Origin of the sequence: Paenibacillus sp. JNUCC32, assembly GCF_014863545.1 — a bacterium.
In the GTDB taxonomy this organism is placed as follows: Bacteria; Bacillota; Bacilli; order Paenibacillales; family Paenibacillaceae; genus Paenibacillus_AQ; species Paenibacillus_AQ lautus_A.
On sequence record NZ_CP062260.1, the window covers coordinates 933,008 to 949,874 of the forward strand.

A 16,867-nucleotide genomic window follows, 5' to 3' on the forward strand; every position below is an offset into this window, starting at 1 on the left:
GTATGACACAGACTGTGATCTACACCTCAGAGCCCCCAGAGGATTTTCAGCAACTGGAGGCTTTGTACGCTTCGCTTGGTTGGAACTCTATCCATCTATCCGTTACCGAATTGAACATGATGTGCTTGAATAGCTGGTATGCCGTCTATGCGTTTGAAGGACAGAAATTAGTGGGCATGGGACGTGTGATTTCCGACGGGGTGATCACCGGCGTTATTTGCGGATTAGGCGTACATCCGGATTATCAGTCCAGAGGGATAGGCCGACGGATCCTCGGTCGATTGGTTGAACATTGCGAGAAGTCCCGTGTCTTCCCGCAACTGATGTGTGAGGAAGGACTGGAACCGTATTACGAGAAACTGGGCTTTCAGCGATTCACCATTGGGATGAAGAAGAATATACAGCGAACTCATTCATCGGACGTCCCATAGTCCTTGATCGTTATTTTGACCTCATGCTTGATCGGAACCTCACTAAAGGTTTGATCCCAATCTTTTTTGACTGTCTTCCATATATGAGGATACTTGATTCTCAATTTGTTTCCGAAACCGGAAACGTCTGTCTTGTATTCATGTTGAATTTTATCGAGTACATTCTTTACCAAACGCTCAACCTCTTTTTCAATCTCTTTTTCCGTTCTTTTCAAAAATTCAGTTTCCATGGTTTTCTCCGAGACCACCCAATGCTCGGCTATTCTTCCTTCAGACTCGATTTTTATATCAAACGAGATGTTGTTCCCGTCAACATGAGGTTTAATTTTACTTTTCATTGACAATATTTCGTATATGATTGGCTGACCTGTCTTTTTATCCACGCTTTTAACCAATCCGCCTTTCCCCTTTCCGGTTATCCACGTTAAGCCTTCGATTTCCTTTTCATTCAAAAAACCGCGTAATTTTCTGGTTTTCCCTTCAATAACGGCAGCTCCTGCAAATTTTATGTCTCCATTCGACGGCGAGACGACATTTTGCAAAAGAAAGCTGGCTCCTGAATGCAGCTTCCCCTCGATCTTGGTCAGTGTAGTCGGTGGTAAAATCTTGGTGGTTCTTCCGTGACCGTGCGTCATTTCAACGAGCTTTAACGCTGGAATATCCATCGGCTTTTTCGATTCTAGTATTTTGCTCGCACGGTTCTGAGCGATGAGAAGGAGGCCGCTTGGTCTCATCTCCTGTTCCCTGATAAAGAAATCCAAAATCTTTTGCAGATCCATGGTGCGTGCAAGATCCTCGCCTATAATAATCACTTTTGAATGCTCGGCAAATGCGCGTTTTTCGATTCTTAATACCATATTGCGTAAGGTCGGCAGGATCGTATCTCCTGTTTCGGAAACGTTGTTATAAGCTTTTTGTTGTGAAGTACCGGTTTTTGTTCCTTTGCCTGTTGTCTCTGCGGTGACAAATTGATTGGTTATCGTAATCCGATCCCGGTGAGGAGGCCCGCCTGCTTGTCCCGAAGACTCTTCCCTTGGCTCCCCCTGTTTTTCCAAATCCAACGAAGTACCTACAATCAGGCCCAAATCCTCAATTTCTTTATTGCTCCAGCATCCCGTAAGAGGAAGGAGTATAAGAACCAACAGCGCACTCAAGAGGGTTCGTATCGTAATATGCTTCAAGCTTTTCCACCTCTCACTCTTGAGACTAGAAGTAAGATTACTGGCAGTACGGCAAATAATAATAACGCAACATTGCCGACCATATCCCCAAGTTTAAATAGGTCATTGATATTTTTGGGAGCCATGGCAATGACGTAAATTATCGGAACCAAGCCATATACAAATGGATGAATCTTTTTTTTGAAGAGTTGGGCCAGCCCTAGAGCAGCCGCATAGTAGGTAATGGTAAAGGTCGTGAATATTTGCATGATCCATATGACAAGCAAGAAAGATTCAAACCGTTCAAAGATCAAACCGGGGATCTCAAAACTTCGCATAAGCTCAAGCGTGGGCCATGTACTCGTAACCACTCCATCGATCGATAGGGCTCCGATGACCATGACAACGGTGATGACGTAAAAGAGCAAGGGGATGAATACGCCAATTAGAACGACTTTAACGGCTTTGTCCGGCTTTTTCATAAACGCTACAAGGAGCAGCATAATTTCAGAACCTAAAAAAGCGAGAGCGGTTGTCTTTATTCCCTTTAGCATAGGGACAATTCCCAATCCTAACACGGGACGGAGATTATCCAGCTCAAATATGCCTAAACTCAAAAAGGCAACCAGTAAAAAAATGACGATGGTAATAGGGAATATGATTTCAAACAAACGGGCGATCGTGTTTATTCCGCCTATGATCAGATAAAGACCTATCCACATAAAAGGAAGGATGATGGCCCAGGTGGGGGTACCTTCCAGCAAAAAAAGGCCGGTTACTTCTGCCATTGTTCTGACTTCATATGCAGAAAGTGTAAAAAAGTAACCGATAATAAGTAAACTGAGGAACCCGCCCATCCATTTTCCTACAATTTCTTGGCTGTATTGATAGAAGGTTTTTTCGGGGTATCGCTGGTTTAATTTCACGATGATCAGCCCTACGATCATGGCGATGATCCCGCCCAAAATAACGGTGATCCACACATCAGGCGTTTTCACTTTCTCCACGGAAGTTCGAGGGAGGGTGAGGATCCCGGCTGCAAGAATATAATTGACGAGGATAACCGCTGCTTGCACATTCGTAATCTGGCCCTTTGAACTACCCATCATGTTGTTTTATTTCCTTTCATAAAGAGCTATCCTTAGCGGATGGAATCTTTCTTATGTATCGCCTTCCGAAAGCGTTTCATCTTCAGAAGGGGCATTCGAATCATAAAGTCTTTCCAATCACTTACTCGATAAGGAACGACCGGAGTGATAAAGGGAACACCAAAACTCTTCAACCTCACTAAATGGCTGCAAAGGAAAAGGAAAAACAGAACGACCCCGTACAACCCATACACAGCAGCGAAAAACATCGCTACAAAACGAAGCATGCGAAACGAAATTCCAGCGCTGTATTGAGGGACGGCAAAGGAAGAAATGGCAGTCAACGCCACCACGATCACCATAATCGGACTGACAATCCCCGCTTGTACGGCTGCTTCCCCTATGACTAATCCGCCAACGATACCCATGGCCGGACCAATAGGTTTAGGCAATCGCAGACCACCCTCCCGCAGAATCTCGATCGCCACTTCCATGATCAGGGCTTCGATTATGGCGGGAAACGGTACGCCCTCCCTTGTGCCCATGATCGACAAGGCCAGTTTGGTAGGGATCAACCCTTGGTGAAACGAGACAAACGAAATATACAAGGAGGGACCAAAAAGCGATATAAGGGCCGCGAAATAACGTAACAAGCGGATGAGAAAACTCGGCAACCAACGATCATAATAGTCTTCTGGCGAGTGCAGCATCATACTTAATGAAACCGGAACGATCAAAGCGAAAGGCGTCCCATCCAACAAGATGGCAACCCGTCCTTCCATCAAGGCGCTGTAAACGCGGTCGGGACGTTCCGTATTCTGTACTTGTGTAAAAGGACTGAGGTAATTATCCTCGATCAGCTGCTCTACATAGCCTGATTCCGGTACATCATCTATATTGATTTTTTTGATTCTGTTCTGAACCTCTTCCACCAAAGCAGGATCCGCCATATCTTTGATATAGGCGATGACAAGTTCTTTTTTAGAACGTTCTCCTACTTGAAACTTGATGATGGATAAGCTGCTGTTATCACCATGCTGTCGTAAAAGGGCGGTATTATCACTTAATGATTCTGTGAATCCTAACCGTGGGCCTCGAACCAATGGCTCTGATGACGGTTCTTCATTATTGCGCGATTTCCCTTTGGTCGTACCGAGAATGAGCACATTCTGCACGCCATCCACTAACAGTGCAGTCGAACCTGTCAATATCTTGGACACCAAATCATGAACATGATGGGCTTCTGTTACTTCACTAATGGTAAGAACTTGATTTTTAATAAACTCTTTAGTAATGACACCTTGCTCAAGAGAGGGACCCCGATCATTTTTTTCGAAGAAGCTCGCCATAAGCGATTTCATAATGTGTTTGTCGATGAGTTCTTTATCCGACAGTCCGTCTACGAAAACGATGGCCGCATAAATGCCTGTGCCTCCAATGTAAAACTCCCTAAAGCGCACATCCGAGTTATGACCGATCTCGTTTCTCACCAGTTCAAGATCCAAGGCGAATTTCCCCGTGAAATGCTCAAGTGATCGGGTTTGAGCAGGATCCAATGATTTGTTATTTTCATGGTCATGATGTTTCATTGTGGATACCTGCCATTTCCTCAGTCTTCCTTTGAGTGATGAACCCATTTAAAAAACCTTGAGATGATATATGGAACCATAAAAGCGATGAAACCTTGCATAAAAACCTTCCATTCCGGAATGTAGGAAAGCACCATTTTCCACATGTGAATCCCCCTCTTCAGGCAACAAAGTTTCAAAAATAGACCTTCTAGTTCCATTATTATCGATGCAGCAGCAGTTTAAACTTAAAACACGGTTTCACCGTTCCAGGGAAAGGCAACCGTTTCCTTACCCTCTTGCATATCGTCACGCGAGTGCATGGAACGTTGAACCTTGTGCTTTGCTCAAGGAAACGGGATACGCAGGAGGGAAATAATGTTAAAATAAGTTTGGGCGAATAAAGGCTGAGTCGTGATTTCCGTGCCGGCCCCGGTAAGGAAAGTACATAACCAAGAAACGAAGGTGATGGACATGTTTCACAATGACCCGCATTTGCTCATCGCGGACCTTCCCGGTTATTCACCGGATATTAGCCGCTTACTGTCGATGATGAATTATGCCAGGTTCACGACGCTGCAAGAGGTCAAGGATTTAACCATGGAGCAGCTCGATTTCGTCGCAGAAAAAGGGGGGAATTCGATCGGAGCATTGCTGCTGCATGCTGCCGCCGTGGAATATGCCTATCAGGTCAGCACGTTCGAAGAGCGCGAATTAAGCCAGGATGAGCTGCGGATATGGGGGCCCGCCCTCAACCTGGGCGATGAAGGCAGAGCCGCGATACGAGGTCATGCCCTCGATTATTATATCGAGCGGTTAAACGAAGTCCGAAACCGGACCTTCGATTTGTTCCGGTCGGTTACGGATGAATGGCTTTATATCGAGCAGCCATTCTGGTATAACAAGCACGCAAATTACTATTTTATGTGGTTCCACGTCTTTGAGGACGAGATCAACCATCGCGGGCAAATTCGTCTTATTCGAAAGAAGCTGAGCACATGACTCAGAGTCGTTTACAGATAGGCATGTGGGATCAGTTTACGGAAGAGCGATGGGAACGGCTTGCGGACAAGCATATCAGCGGGATGGAAATATGCAGCTTTCTGAATCGGGAGGCGTTGGTTGAAGTCAGCGATTTTTGCCGTAACCGGCGGATCGCGTTCGGTGTTCATGCCCCGATTCTTCGTGAAGCGGGATATCGGTTGCCACAAGTCAATGCACCCGAACCCAAGGTCTTTCGGGAAGCGCTTGAACAAATCTCGGCCGAGGTTCGGTTAGCCTCCAGTATGGGGGCAGATTATATGCTGTTTCATTATCCGTTTTATCCGGTCTTTCAGGAGCCTTTCACGCCGTACCCGCGACTTCCTAGCCCTGAGGAGCGTTACAGTTACAGCCAATTGAGCAAAGAAAGATTTCGGGAAATGTCGAAGCGGTTATTTGAGTTTCTCTGTGAACTCCAGCTTCGCTATGGGCAGCGCATTGTGCTAGAGCATGATTTCTTTGGAGATTACGGGGATGTGCTGATCGATAGCTTTCACGCTTATCCCGACATCGGGTTTGTGCTGGATACGGCCAGGCTAGATATTACTCGCAGGGCCTTTCGAGGTTTTGACCCATACCCATTTCTTGATCGGATGGCGTCCCGGATTTATTTGGTCCATTACAGTAACGTATGGTACGAGAAGGACAAGTTCACGCATCATCTGCCGGTGCTGCCGGAGCATGATCATGATGCGAACTATGGAGAAGCCTATGCCTATTTGCAATACGTTGCCGCCCGTAATTCACGGTTCCATGTGACGTTTGAACATAACGCAAGCCTGATCACTCGGCAGCAATTGCAGCAGATCTATGACCGGACGGCATTCATGCTTCAAGAGCAGGGAGGGCACGTACTAATTCGGCCGTAAACGCGATAGACATATAGGGAGAAACAGACTGCAGATTCAATCGGTGACATGATATGGCACGACTTAGCTTGCACCTCAGGTGGGGAGGAACCCTCTATGATACAGAGCTTGATCGTTGTGTTTGTCCTGACGATGATTATTCATACGGCAGAGACGTTGTCATACTCTGCGAGATATGCCGGAGTAAAGTTGAACAAAATTGCGGTGGCGTTATCCTTGACCGGAATCATTGTGCTGGTTTCCCGGACGTCCAACCTGGTTCAAGCTCCGCTGACGGCCAAATTCGTAGATTATGCAAGAGAGGACCCTTCGTTTGACGTGCTCTCCTATTTCAGGGCGATATTGCTGGCCGCATCCATCGGAACGATTGTCGCGATCGCATTGTTTCCTACCTTCGTCAATCTGTTCAGCCGCATTATCAGTAAACTGGAGGTCGCCGGATCCATTCCGAAGCTTGTATCAAGCGTGACCATCGGTCAGCTCAAGAATACGCGGCATTACATCAGGAAGCCGAATCTGAAGTGGAGCCAGTTTCGCTACTTAGGCGTACCTAAACGGTTCATTTTGCTGAATATCGTGGTTACGGCTTTTTACACGGTAGGTGTCCTGGCATCCCTGTATGCCGCGCATCTCGTTCCCCAGTACAGCACGATGGCCTCCCAAGCATCCGGACTGATCAACGGGATGGCAACGATTATCTTAACGATATTTATCGATCCCCAGCTTGGTTTGATTACGGACAAAGCCACCCGTAATGAGGAAGCGAGGGAACAGCTGGGCAAGGTGTATACGATGCTGATGGTTTCGCGGTTTTTCGGAACGATGCTGGCCCAGCTCGTGATTATTCCGGCGGCTTACGTCATCAGTGAGATCGTGAAATGGATATAAAGACGGTGGTATTGGTTAGAAAACAAGAACGAGAGAGGAGGGGATCATGATGACGCGTAAACGACTGGCGATGGAATCCGTGCTGTTTGCCGCAGCGATCTATATAGGCTATTTTGCATTTATGATGCTGCAAGGGATGGTGCTAACAAAGAGACATGCGCAGGATCTGGATCTGGCCAAGCAATATGAACGGATGGAAACCCTGCAGCCCCAGGTAACGTTTGGAATGATGGAGCGGAGCAGCGGGTGGCAAACAGCAGCAGCGATCGGAGGCTTCGTTCTATTGGGCGGCTTATATGGTTGCATAAGATGGCAATGGACCAAACGGAGATCGCAGTCATAAATTTGAAGTCTTAGAGCACAAACCCTGTCATGGATTTTCGTCCACGGCAGGGTTATTTATTTCGTTCCATGGATCGCCGTCTAGAGGCGCTCAATCGCCCAATATATCGGATGATTGGATGACCCAATTATCCGGTTTCCACTGCCTTATAGGTCAAAACTACCGTAATTTTATCGATGAAAGCGCTATTTTTATGCTTGACAGCCTATTCAGATGCGTTTATGCTAAACGTGCGGTTAATTGGATCACCCAATTATCGTTTGCGCAAGTAGGGATAGAGAGGGTAGTCATATGACCATTAAGAAGATTAAATATCATCGGGTGTACGAGGATGTTATCGAACAGATCAAGAATCTGATTCTGGAAGGGAATCTGGCTCCGGGTGATGTCCTGCCGACAGAACGGGAGTTGGCCCAGTCCTTCGGCATTAGCCGCGGAACGTTGCGGGAAGCCTTTCGTATTCTGGAGCGCGAAGGATTGATTGAAGCCAGACCGGGCGGCGGACGTTTCCTGAGCAAGGCCCTGGACGTTGCCGAGGATCGCAGCCGAATTCTGGACAACATTGAACGCGCTACCATCATCGAGTTGTTAGAGGCGCGTGAATTGTTCGAGACGGGAATCGTGGAGCTGGCGGCGAAGCGGGCAACCGATGAAGATATCGCCGAGATTGAGGCAGCCTTCGCAACGTGGGGGGAGATCGATCAGAACGCGGAGGATCGCTCGAAGCCGGATCAGGCATTTCACCTGTCGATCGCCAAAGCCACGCATAACGTGGTCCTCGTCAATATGATTGAACTGCATATGGATTTGCTTCAGCGGACGCTGAGCAAAACAGCGCAGATTCCGGGGCGAAAGAGCGAGGTCTACGAAGAACATTTACTTATTATGCAAGCCATTAAGGAACGGGATCCGGTAAAAGCGAAGCTGGCTTTGCTGAACCATCTTAGCCGGGTCAAAGAAAACATACAGAAAAACCACATTCATGTTTAAGAGGGGGAAAATGCACCCCTTTTAGCACAAATTGGATAATCCAATTATCCAATGGTCATGGGTGAATATGTGGGTAGAGAGGGACTGCAGATGAATACAGACATTCGAATTCTATCACCCTGCGGCATGCTGGGATATGGCTTTCCTGAACAATCCTTTATGAACGGACTGGAGTTTGAACTGCACGGCATCGTCGTGGATGCAGGATCTACGGATGGCGGACCGCATAAGCTGGGCGCCGGCGTATCGATCGTCAGCAAGCGCGCGGTTAAGAAAGACCTGGACATCATGATCACCCAGGGCGTGCCTCGGAAAATTCCGATTATCATCGGATCGGCCGGCGGCTCGGGAGCAAGGACCCATGTGAACTGGACGCTGGATATCATTGATGAGATTTTGGATGAGCGGGGTCTTCAGGCCAAGGTGTCCGTTATCTGGGCGGATTTTACGCAGGAGGAAATCCATTTGGCAAGCGAAGAAGGGAGAATCAAGGGACTGAGCCCGAACATTCCGCCACTGACCCGCGAGCGGATTGATTCCACGAACAGCATCGTTGCTCAGATGGGACACGAGCCTATTGTGGAAGCGCTTAAACAAGGCGGGGACATTATCGTATGCGGCCGGGCTTATGATCCGTCTCCATTCGCGGCGATCGGGATCTATCATGGCAAGGACCCTGGGCTTTCCTATCATCTGGGCAAAATACTGGAATGCGGCGCACTGTGCGCCGAACCTGGCACAACCAAGGACAGCATTCTTGGCACGATAAGCGATGATTCGTTTACCGTTCAATCGCTTAACCCGAACCGGACGTGCAGCCCGACCAGCGTTGCCGCCCATACCTTCTATGAGAAGGAACATCCGTATATTCTGCATGGTCCCGGATTCACGCTTGATTTGGAGAACTGCCGATTCGAGGAAGTGGAAAAAGGCGTCGTTCGCGTGACGGGCAGCCGATTCCTTCCGGCGGAGAAATATTTCATCAAGCTGGAAGGCGCAAGACGCGTCGCGTATCGGACCTTTGTGGTCGCAGGGATCCGGGACCCGATCCTGATCGGGAAGCTGGAAGAGGTTGAAGAATATGTGCGCAACCAGGCGCGGGAATATTACCGGGAAATTCCGGAATCGGATTATCGGATTCAATTCTACAACTACGGCAAGAACGGCGTTCTCGGAAGCAAGGAGCCCGAGCCGTTCGACGGGCACGAGATCGGCGTCATGTTCGAAGTGGTGGCCAAAACGCAGGAGTTGGCAAACAGCATTTGCGCAACGGTGCGATCCACCTTCCTGCACTATGGCTACGAAGGCCGGAAATCAACGGCGGGCAATCTCGCTTTTCCATTCGCGCCAAGCGACATCGAGTTCGGTCCTGTGTATGAATTCTCCGTCTACCACCTGATGGAAATGAAAAATAATGCTTTTCGTATAGAGCATCGATAAGGAGGATCAAACCATGACTCAACTCGGCGATTTGGCGAAGGTGCTGCGAAGCAAAAACTCGGGCCCCTTCGAAATTACATTAGACGTGTTGTTTGATTCCAAGGAGCAATATGACAGAGTGAAACAGTCCGGCATCATATCGAAACGGACCATATGCGAGCTGTATCAGATACGGGAGGAGCAGATTCATCATCTGGTGTTTTTCGACCAGGCGCTGGGTTTCAAGATCACGATGTCGCGGGACATATCGTCGGGCAGCGTCGGCGACCGCGACGTGTATGGTGCCCAGCAGCATGCTCCCCTCATGAAGTTATCCATCGAACATGGGGAGGAGGGGTAAGCCATGAAGGTGTTAAAACGCTTAAGGCAGGATTGGGTATTATACGCGATGCTGTCGCTGCCTCTGCTCTACTTTTTTGTTTTTCACATCATTCCGCTGTACGGCATGAAACTCGCCTTTCAGGATTACCGGATTCTCGGGGATCATGTGTGGGTCGGGTGGAAGCACTTCAAGACGTTGTTCAGCTCCCCCGCCTTCACGAGCGTGCTGCAGAATACCATCATCATCAGTTTGATGAAAATCGTATTCGTGTTCCCGATTCCGATCATGCTGTCGCTTCTGATTAATGAAGTTCGGAGCTCGAAATACCGCAAATATGTGCAATCCGTGGTTTATCTGCCGCATTTCTTGTCTTGGGTCGTGATTGCCGGGATCTGGATTAGTCTCTTGAACCCAGCCGAAGGCGGAGTCAATCTGATTGCGAATTTCTTCCAACTGCCATCCGTGGATTACATGACCAGCAAGGAACATATCCGTTGGGTGCTCATATTCTCCGAAATCTGGCGAAGCGCGGGTTGGGATTCGATCATTTATCTGGCAGCCATCATGAAGATCAGCCCAGGATTGTATGAAGCAGCCAAGATCGACGGGGCGACCCGGCTGCAGCAGATGAGGTACATCACGCTTCCTCATTTATACAGCACAGTTGTAACCGTCTTCATTCTGAATCTGGGCTTCTTCATGAATGCTGGTTTCGATCAGGTGTTTAACTTTATGAACGATTCCATCATCAGCGTGGTCGATATTCTGGACACGTATGTGTACCGGATCGGTATCGGAAACGGGCAGTTTGCTTATGCAACCGCAGCGAGCCTGTTCAAGGGCGTGATCGGCATCATTCTCATCCTGGGCACGCATTTCATATCGAAGCGCTTCTCGGGCAAGGGCGTCTGGTAAAGGAGGGATTTACGATGAGACGGCTTGAAATTTCCAAAATCGTCATTTATCTGATGTTGTTTGTATTTACGCTCATGGTCTTGGTTCCTCTCCTGAATCTGCTGGCGCTGTCTCTGACCGACCCCGGCAAAGCCCATCTGATGGGCGGTCTGGACATCATACCGAAGGGATTCTCAACGATCAACTACCAGCTGCTGTTGTCCAATCCCTTGATCACGGGCAGCATTCTGAATTCGGTATGGATTACCGTGGCAGGCACATTCCTGAATCTGCTGCTGACCTCCATGGCAGCGTACGTGCTGGCCAGAACCGAGTTTATCGGGAAAAAGGTCGTGTTGTTTTTCTTAATCGTCATTATGGTATTCGAGCCGGGCATGATTCCCGAATACCTGCTCGTGAAGGATCTCGGACTGATGAATACGTTAACTTCGCTGATCCTGTACAAAGCGATCAACGTATACTATCTCTTTATTCTCATGCGGTTCATTCAGGACATCCCGGAGGAGATTCTGGAGGCATCCCGAATCGACGGCGCAGGCCATTTCCGCTTGTACAGCCGCATCATCCTGCCGCTCTCCAAACCGGGGCTGGCAACCTTGGGCTTGTTCTACGGGGTGTATCACTGGAATGAATATTTCCGGGCGACGCTCTATATTTCGGACCCGACCAAATGGCCGCTGCAGGTCGTGCTCAGGCAGTTTGTTGTCCGTAAGGACAATACGTCCCTGATCGGGAACCAGAACATGTTCGACAGCTCGATCAATTTTGATTTCGCTTCCCTGCAGGCAGGTACGATCATGATCGCGATTGTGCCGCTGTTATTCCTATATCCGTTCATTTTGAAATATTACGCCAAAGGCGAACTGGAGGGCGGAGTCAAGGATTAAGCTAAGGAAGGCAGCTTAACTTAAGGCATGAATGTTCAAATTCAAAAAAGGGGAGAAAGATGAACATGAAAAAATTAAGCCTGTTATTAATCGTTGCCATGCTGGTTATGGTCATGTCGGCATGTACATCGAATTCGAAGACGCCGGGAGCGGGCCAGACCGAGCCCGGGACCGCGCAGCCTGAAGGAAGCGGTGATCCGGTTACGCTGAAGATCGTGTACAAGGATGAAGGAACGGCGAATCCCGTTTCCGTTAAATTCTTCGAGACCTTGGAGAAATCCCTGGCCGAAGACGAAGGCTTAAACGTGAAATTCGAGCTAGTGGATCTGGCACAGGGCAGTTATGCCGAGAACCTGAATCTGCTGCTGTTGGGCGGAACCATTCCGGATATTATCTACTTCCAAGGCGGCGACCAGCAAATTGCCGAACAAGGCCTGCTGGAGGATCTGACGCCTTACATTGAAAAATCCACTTACATTAAAGATATCATCGAGCCGCATAACCAAACGCGGATGGCAAGCTATCCGTATCTGCTGTGGATCAAACCGCTCGCACCGAAGACACCGGTCATCCGGGCCGACTGGTTTAATGCCATGGATAGCTCCAAGGCCTTGATGGAGAATCCGACCGTCGACAATTATTACGCCTTCTTTAAGGAATTGGTGGAGAAGAAGCCGGGTGAAGGCAAGCCGAGCTACGCGCTGACGGCAGCAGGCGATATTGCCGAGATCAATTTCATTTTCAATACGGCTTTCGGTTTGGATACGACTTGGCTTAAGAAGGAAGACGGCACTTATGAGTACTCCAAGGTTTCCCAGAATGAAAAAGAAAAGCTGACGTTCTACAACAAGCTCTACAAGGAAGGGCTGCTGGACCCGCAATTCATTACGAAGCAGTGGGATACCAAGGAAGATGCCTTCTATAAAGGGGAAGCTGCCGTTATTACGGGCACAGCCGGCAAAATCATCGATTTGTATGACGGAAGAATGCAGGAGCTTGGCGGAGAAGACGCTAACCTGATCGTGCTGCCGCCTGCCAAGGGTGAAGCTCAAGGCTTCGGGGCAACCGATGTAACGAAGGAATCCAGAGGACTTGCGATCTCTTCCCAGTCACCGCATAAAGACGTGGCGTTCAAGGTCTTTGATTACCTTGCAAGTCCGAAGGGGCAAATGCTGGACCGTCTCGGTTTCGAAGACGAGCATTATAAAGTCGTTGACGGCGAGATCGAGCTGAACGAGAAATATTACAGCGAATGGTATGCGCGTTTCTGGGAGCCGACCGAGATCAAATCCGAAACGCCTTTGAAAACGCCGCTATTGGGTGAGCCTGGAACCGAATCGTTGAAAATGGCTGGCGATTTCTACACGGAAGACAATAATTTCATCATCCCTGAGCAATTCATTGCGAACTGGGATGCGATGAACAATCTGTACAAGGAATATTCGACGGACTTTATTACAGGCAAGAAGGATTTGTCCCAATTCGACCAATTCGTTGAAGCCTGGAATGCTGCAGGTGGAGCAGAGATAACGAAATACGCCAACGAAAACATCAAGTAAGGAGCCTATAACTATGACTTCGTTTCGTGACCGGGTGAGGGGCGTGGTGATATCCACCGCGCTCGGAGACGCAATGGGAGCTCCAATCGAGAAATTGACGTACGGGGAGATCAAGTCCAAGTACGGACGCGTGGAATCCCTCATGACAAGATGGCATAAGATGGACCTGCCCCCCGACGTCCGGCTTGGCCGGGTAAGGGGCGATGGCATTGTCACGGACGATACGCTGATGACCATTGCGCTCATGAACGTGTATCTTACCGAGGGCAGGCATCTGGATGCCTATGATATGGGCAACGAGTTCGTGAAGGAGATTGCGTTCCGCAAGACGTTTGTCCCTGAGCTGAATGAGGAGACGCTGATTATTGACCGATTGTTCTATCCGGAAAAATACATCTTCATGCGTCATGTGCTGGCCAATTGCGATCCGAGAGAAGGCGGCATCGGGAATATGGTGAACTGCGGGGCGGCAATGTACATCGCCCCGATCGGGATCGTCAATGCGGGCAATCCCAAGGCGGCCTATGATGAAGCCATCCTGTTTGCGATGGGTCATCAGAGCAGCTACGGCCTGGAAGCCGCGGGCGTGCTGGCCGCTTGCGTGGCGAAGGCCTTTGAGCCAGGGGTGAGTGTGGACGATATTGTCCGCACCGCCATCAGTCTGGCGAAAGACGGCACGAAAGCGGCCATTGTGGAGATGACGCAAGCCGCGCGCGATCTGCGGCAGGAGCGGGATGACATGGACAAAGTGATCGAGGTATTGCAAGCGATCATGCTTAAATATTCGCCGATGGGCGATGACGTGAGCCGCCATATCGACAAGGTCGGCATCCCGAGCAACCATTATACGCCAAGCCGTCTATGGTCGATTGAAGAGCTGCCGATGGCACTGGCGTTCATCGTGCTCAATGACGGAGAGTACTACCGTTCGATTCTGGACGGGGTTAACTCCGGGCGCGATACGGACTCGATCGGCGTCATGGCCGGGGTGATCCTGGGCGCCATGTATGGCAGCGAGGTCATCCGCAAGGAAGATATTAAGCAGCTGAATAAGGTGAATCGTTTGGACCTGTGTGCCATCGCCGACCGGTTTAGCGGCATTGCCGCGAAGATCATCGAAGAGGATCTTCGCATCAATGAATCTCGGAAGAATATTGTGAGCTCATAGTTTTTTGCAAGCTATTGGAACCCAGCGGATGTAGAGGAATGGTTGATACAGGAGGGAGAGCAAATGATACCTAAACATTATGTAGAGACGGTATATGCGGGATTCATCGGCATGAACATTGGCATAAGGCTCGGTGCTCCCATCGAACCGGTAGCTTGGACGTATGAACGCATTCGGGACGTATACGGCGATATCCGGGATTACGTGAAGCCGTACAAAACCTTTGCCGCGGACGATGACGCAAACGGTCCGGTTTTCTTTATTCGCGCGCTGTATGACGATGCGACGGACCGTGAGCTTTCGCCGGAGGACGTGGGCAAGGCATGGCTCAATTACGCTAGGGAAGGGATCGGCATGTTCTGGTGGGGCGGCGAGGATATCAGTACCGAGCACCGCGCCTATGTGAATCTGCGCAAAGGCATCCCGGCTCCTCGTTCCGGTTCGATCGAGGTCAACGGCACGGAGATGGCGGAGCAGATCGGCGGCCAGATCTTCATCGATTCCTGGGGCCTGCTGTTCCCGGGGCAAGCGGAGAAAGCAGCGGATTACGCGGAAAAAGCGGCCAGCGTCTCCCATGACGGCAACGGGCTGTATGGCGCCCGCTTCATGGCCGCTTGCATAGCCAAAGCCTTTAATGCTTCATCCATGGATGAGATTATCGCGGAAGGCCTGCGCATGATTCCGGATGACTCCACCTATGCGCGAGTGGTCCATGCGGTGATGGACTTCCACCGGGAGCAGCCTTCCGATTTCCGCGCTTGCCGCCAGTATTTGGAGGACCACTGGGGATACGATAAATATACGGGTGTATGCCACATTATTCCGAATGCGGGCGTGTGCGTGCTTGCCCTTCTGTATGGCGAGGGAGATTTTGCGCGCACGGTGGAGATCGCGTCGATGTGCGGCTGGGACACCGATTGCAACGCAGGCAATGTGGGAACGATCCTCGGCGTTTACGGAGGTCTGGCGGGAATCCCGGATCATTACCGCAAGCCGATCAATGACTTCATCGTGGCTTCCAGCGTGTCCGGCTATTTGAATCTGGTGGATTTTCCGACATTCGCCAAAGAGCTTGCACTGCTTGGCTATCGCCTTAACGGAGAGAAAGCACCTGAAGAGCTGGTTCGTCGGGTGAAGCAGGGCGAGGTGTATTTCGATTTCGACCTGCCGGGATCTACGCATGGCTTCCGGACGAGCCATTCCTTCAAAACCCCGGTCGTTCGCCATTCGACGAAACAGGTTTATGACAGCAGAGGATCGCTGGAAGTGGTTTTTGACAGACTGGTTGAAGGCGACAGCAGCAAAATCTATTTCAAACCGTTCTACCGGCGCGCCGAGTTCAACGATGAGAAGTATAAGCCGACCTTTGCGCCGCTGGCCTATAGCGGACAAACCGTATCCGCCCGCATTTATGTGGATCAGTGGGAAGGCGAACCGGTTACCTTGACTCCGTATGTGCGCAATACCTATACGCAGGAGGACGTGCGTTTGGCTGCGTTGACTCCCATGTGCGGAGAGTGGAACGCGGTGCAATTCGTCATCCCGGATACGGATGGTGCCATGATCGATGAGATCGGCTGGATACTCGAGAGCCCGTCGCCGCTCTTGAACCGTGCTATCGGAAGTTTGTTCATCGGGCAATTCCGCATCACGGGGGCTTCAGACTATACGATCGATTTTGCCAAGCAGGCCAAAGAGTTCGCTTCCGTCACCCCATTCTCGCATCATCGAGGGAAATGGGAGCTGCGTGACGGTGCCCTGCATTGTTCCTCAGAAGGGGATACCTCCTCCTTTTCCGGCAATTATTATGCCGGAGATATGGAGATTGAGGCGACCATCAAACCGATATCCGGTACCAGCCATTGTGTTATTGCAAGGGCGCAAGGCGTCATGCGTCATTATCTGGCCGGCTTCGACGGCCCGAACTCCGTATCGTTTATCAAACAGGATTTCGGGATCAAGCGTTTGATTACGGCAAAATACGATTGGGCATTGGGTAAAGAATACCGCCTGAAGCTGGTGTCCGAGAAGGACAGGTTCATCTTGTATATTAATGGAGAGAATGTGCTGGAATGCAAGGAAACCGCCTATGCTCACGGCATGTTCGGTTTTGGTTGTCTGGAGGATGGCGAGAACGCGATCAAGGAAGTTCGCGTCCGTACATTCGAGCCGAAGCCGGTTTAACAGAAGGGAGCGGG

16 protein-coding genes are annotated in these 16,867 nt (G+C 49.8%); 13 read left to right on the top strand and 3 right to left on the bottom strand.

Annotated features, from left to right (window positions below; translation table 11 throughout):
• Nucleotides 1–2: 2 nt before the first annotated feature.
• Nucleotides 3–431, top strand: coding sequence for a GNAT family N-acetyltransferase (locus JNUCC32_RS04260; RefSeq protein ID WP_096776778.1), 429 nt, complete (start codon nt 3–5; stop codon nt 429–431).
• On the opposite strand, the gene JNUCC32_RS04265 is transcribed toward JNUCC32_RS04260, so the two are convergent.
• From JNUCC32_RS04265 to JNUCC32_RS04275, 3 genes are read right to left on the bottom strand one after another with little or no spacing between them, the layout of a single operon-like run.
• On the bottom strand, nt 410–1,612 hold the full coding sequence (locus tag JNUCC32_RS04265) for a Ger(x)C family spore germination protein (RefSeq protein ID WP_192571213.1): 1,203 nt from the start codon (nt 1,610–1,612) through the stop codon (nt 410–412). The genes JNUCC32_RS04260 and JNUCC32_RS04265 overlap by 22 nt on opposite strands.
• A complete protein-coding gene (locus JNUCC32_RS04270; RefSeq protein WP_192571214.1) occupies nt 1,609–2,700 on the bottom strand; it encodes a spore germination protein in 1,092 nt (363 codons plus the stop codon). Before JNUCC32_RS04270 ends, JNUCC32_RS04265 begins: the two co-directional genes overlap by 4 nt.
• Before the next feature lie 32 nt (nt 2,701–2,732).
• The gene (locus JNUCC32_RS04275; protein ID WP_192571215.1) at nt 2,733–4,268 is read right to left on the bottom strand and encodes a spore germination protein; all 1,536 of its coding nucleotides are present in this window, start codon (nt 4,266–4,268) and stop codon (nt 2,733–2,735) included.
• A gap of 453 nt (nt 4,269–4,721) precedes the next feature.
• Between JNUCC32_RS04275 and JNUCC32_RS04280 the strand changes: the two genes are divergently transcribed.
• From JNUCC32_RS04280 to JNUCC32_RS04335, 12 genes are all read left to right on the top strand, one after another.
• Nucleotides 4,722–5,249: a DinB family protein gene (locus JNUCC32_RS04280; protein WP_192571216.1), complete on the top strand. Its 528-nt coding sequence runs from the start codon at nt 4,722–4,724 to the stop codon at nt 5,247–5,249.
• Complete coding sequence (locus JNUCC32_RS04285; RefSeq protein WP_192571217.1) at nt 5,246–6,157, top strand: sugar phosphate isomerase/epimerase family protein; 912 nt, start codon at nt 5,246–5,248, stop codon at nt 6,155–6,157. The genes JNUCC32_RS04280 and JNUCC32_RS04285 overlap by 4 nt, the downstream gene beginning before the upstream one ends.
• Before the next feature lie 96 nt (nt 6,158–6,253).
• A complete protein-coding gene (locus JNUCC32_RS04290; RefSeq protein ID WP_192571218.1) occupies nt 6,254–7,045 on the top strand; it encodes a lipid II flippase Amj family protein in 792 nt (263 codons plus the stop codon).
• A gap of 46 nt (nt 7,046–7,091) precedes the next feature.
• The gene (locus tag JNUCC32_RS04295) at nt 7,092–7,388 is read left to right on the top strand and encodes a hypothetical protein (RefSeq protein WP_192571219.1); all 297 of its coding nucleotides are present in this window, start codon (nt 7,092–7,094) and stop codon (nt 7,386–7,388) included.
• A gap of 291 nt (nt 7,389–7,679) precedes the next feature.
• A complete protein-coding gene (locus JNUCC32_RS04300) occupies nt 7,680–8,378 on the top strand; it encodes a FadR/GntR family transcriptional regulator (protein WP_015736438.1) in 699 nt (232 codons plus the stop codon).
• A gap of 90 nt (nt 8,379–8,468) precedes the next feature.
• Entirely contained in the window at nt 8,469–9,818 is a 1,350-nt protein-coding gene (locus JNUCC32_RS04305; RefSeq protein ID WP_228468879.1) for an acyclic terpene utilization AtuA family protein, read from the top strand.
• Nucleotides 9,819–9,831: 13 nt separating this feature from the next.
• Nucleotides 9,832–10,158 carry a DUF4387 domain-containing protein gene (locus tag JNUCC32_RS04310; RefSeq protein ID WP_009589826.1) on the top strand — a complete coding sequence of 109 codons (327 nt, stop codon included), beginning with the start codon at nt 9,832–9,834 and terminating at the stop codon, nt 10,156–10,158.
• A gap of 3 nt (nt 10,159–10,161) precedes the next feature.
• On the top strand, nt 10,162–11,055 hold the full coding sequence (locus JNUCC32_RS04315) for an ABC transporter permease (RefSeq protein WP_192571221.1): 894 nt from the start codon (nt 10,162–10,164) through the stop codon (nt 11,053–11,055).
• A 14-nt stretch (nt 11,056–11,069) separates the two neighbouring features.
• A complete protein-coding gene (locus JNUCC32_RS04320; RefSeq protein ID WP_009589953.1) occupies nt 11,070–11,942 on the top strand; it encodes a carbohydrate ABC transporter permease in 873 nt (290 codons plus the stop codon).
• A gap of 65 nt (nt 11,943–12,007) precedes the next feature.
• On the top strand, nt 12,008–13,501 hold the full coding sequence (locus tag JNUCC32_RS04325; RefSeq protein WP_096776769.1) for an extracellular solute-binding protein: 1,494 nt from the start codon (nt 12,008–12,010) through the stop codon (nt 13,499–13,501).
• Between the two features lie 13 nt (nt 13,502–13,514).
• Nucleotides 13,515–14,669, top strand: coding sequence for an ADP-ribosylglycohydrolase family protein (locus JNUCC32_RS04330; RefSeq protein ID WP_192571222.1), 1,155 nt, complete (start codon nt 13,515–13,517; stop codon nt 14,667–14,669).
• Between the two features lie 63 nt (nt 14,670–14,732).
• Nucleotides 14,733–16,853 (top strand): ADP-ribosylglycohydrolase family protein, encoded by a 2,121-nt coding sequence (locus tag JNUCC32_RS04335; RefSeq protein WP_192571223.1) that lies wholly within the window; start codon nt 14,733–14,735, stop codon nt 16,851–16,853.
• Nucleotides 16,854–16,867 lie beyond the last annotated feature (14 nt).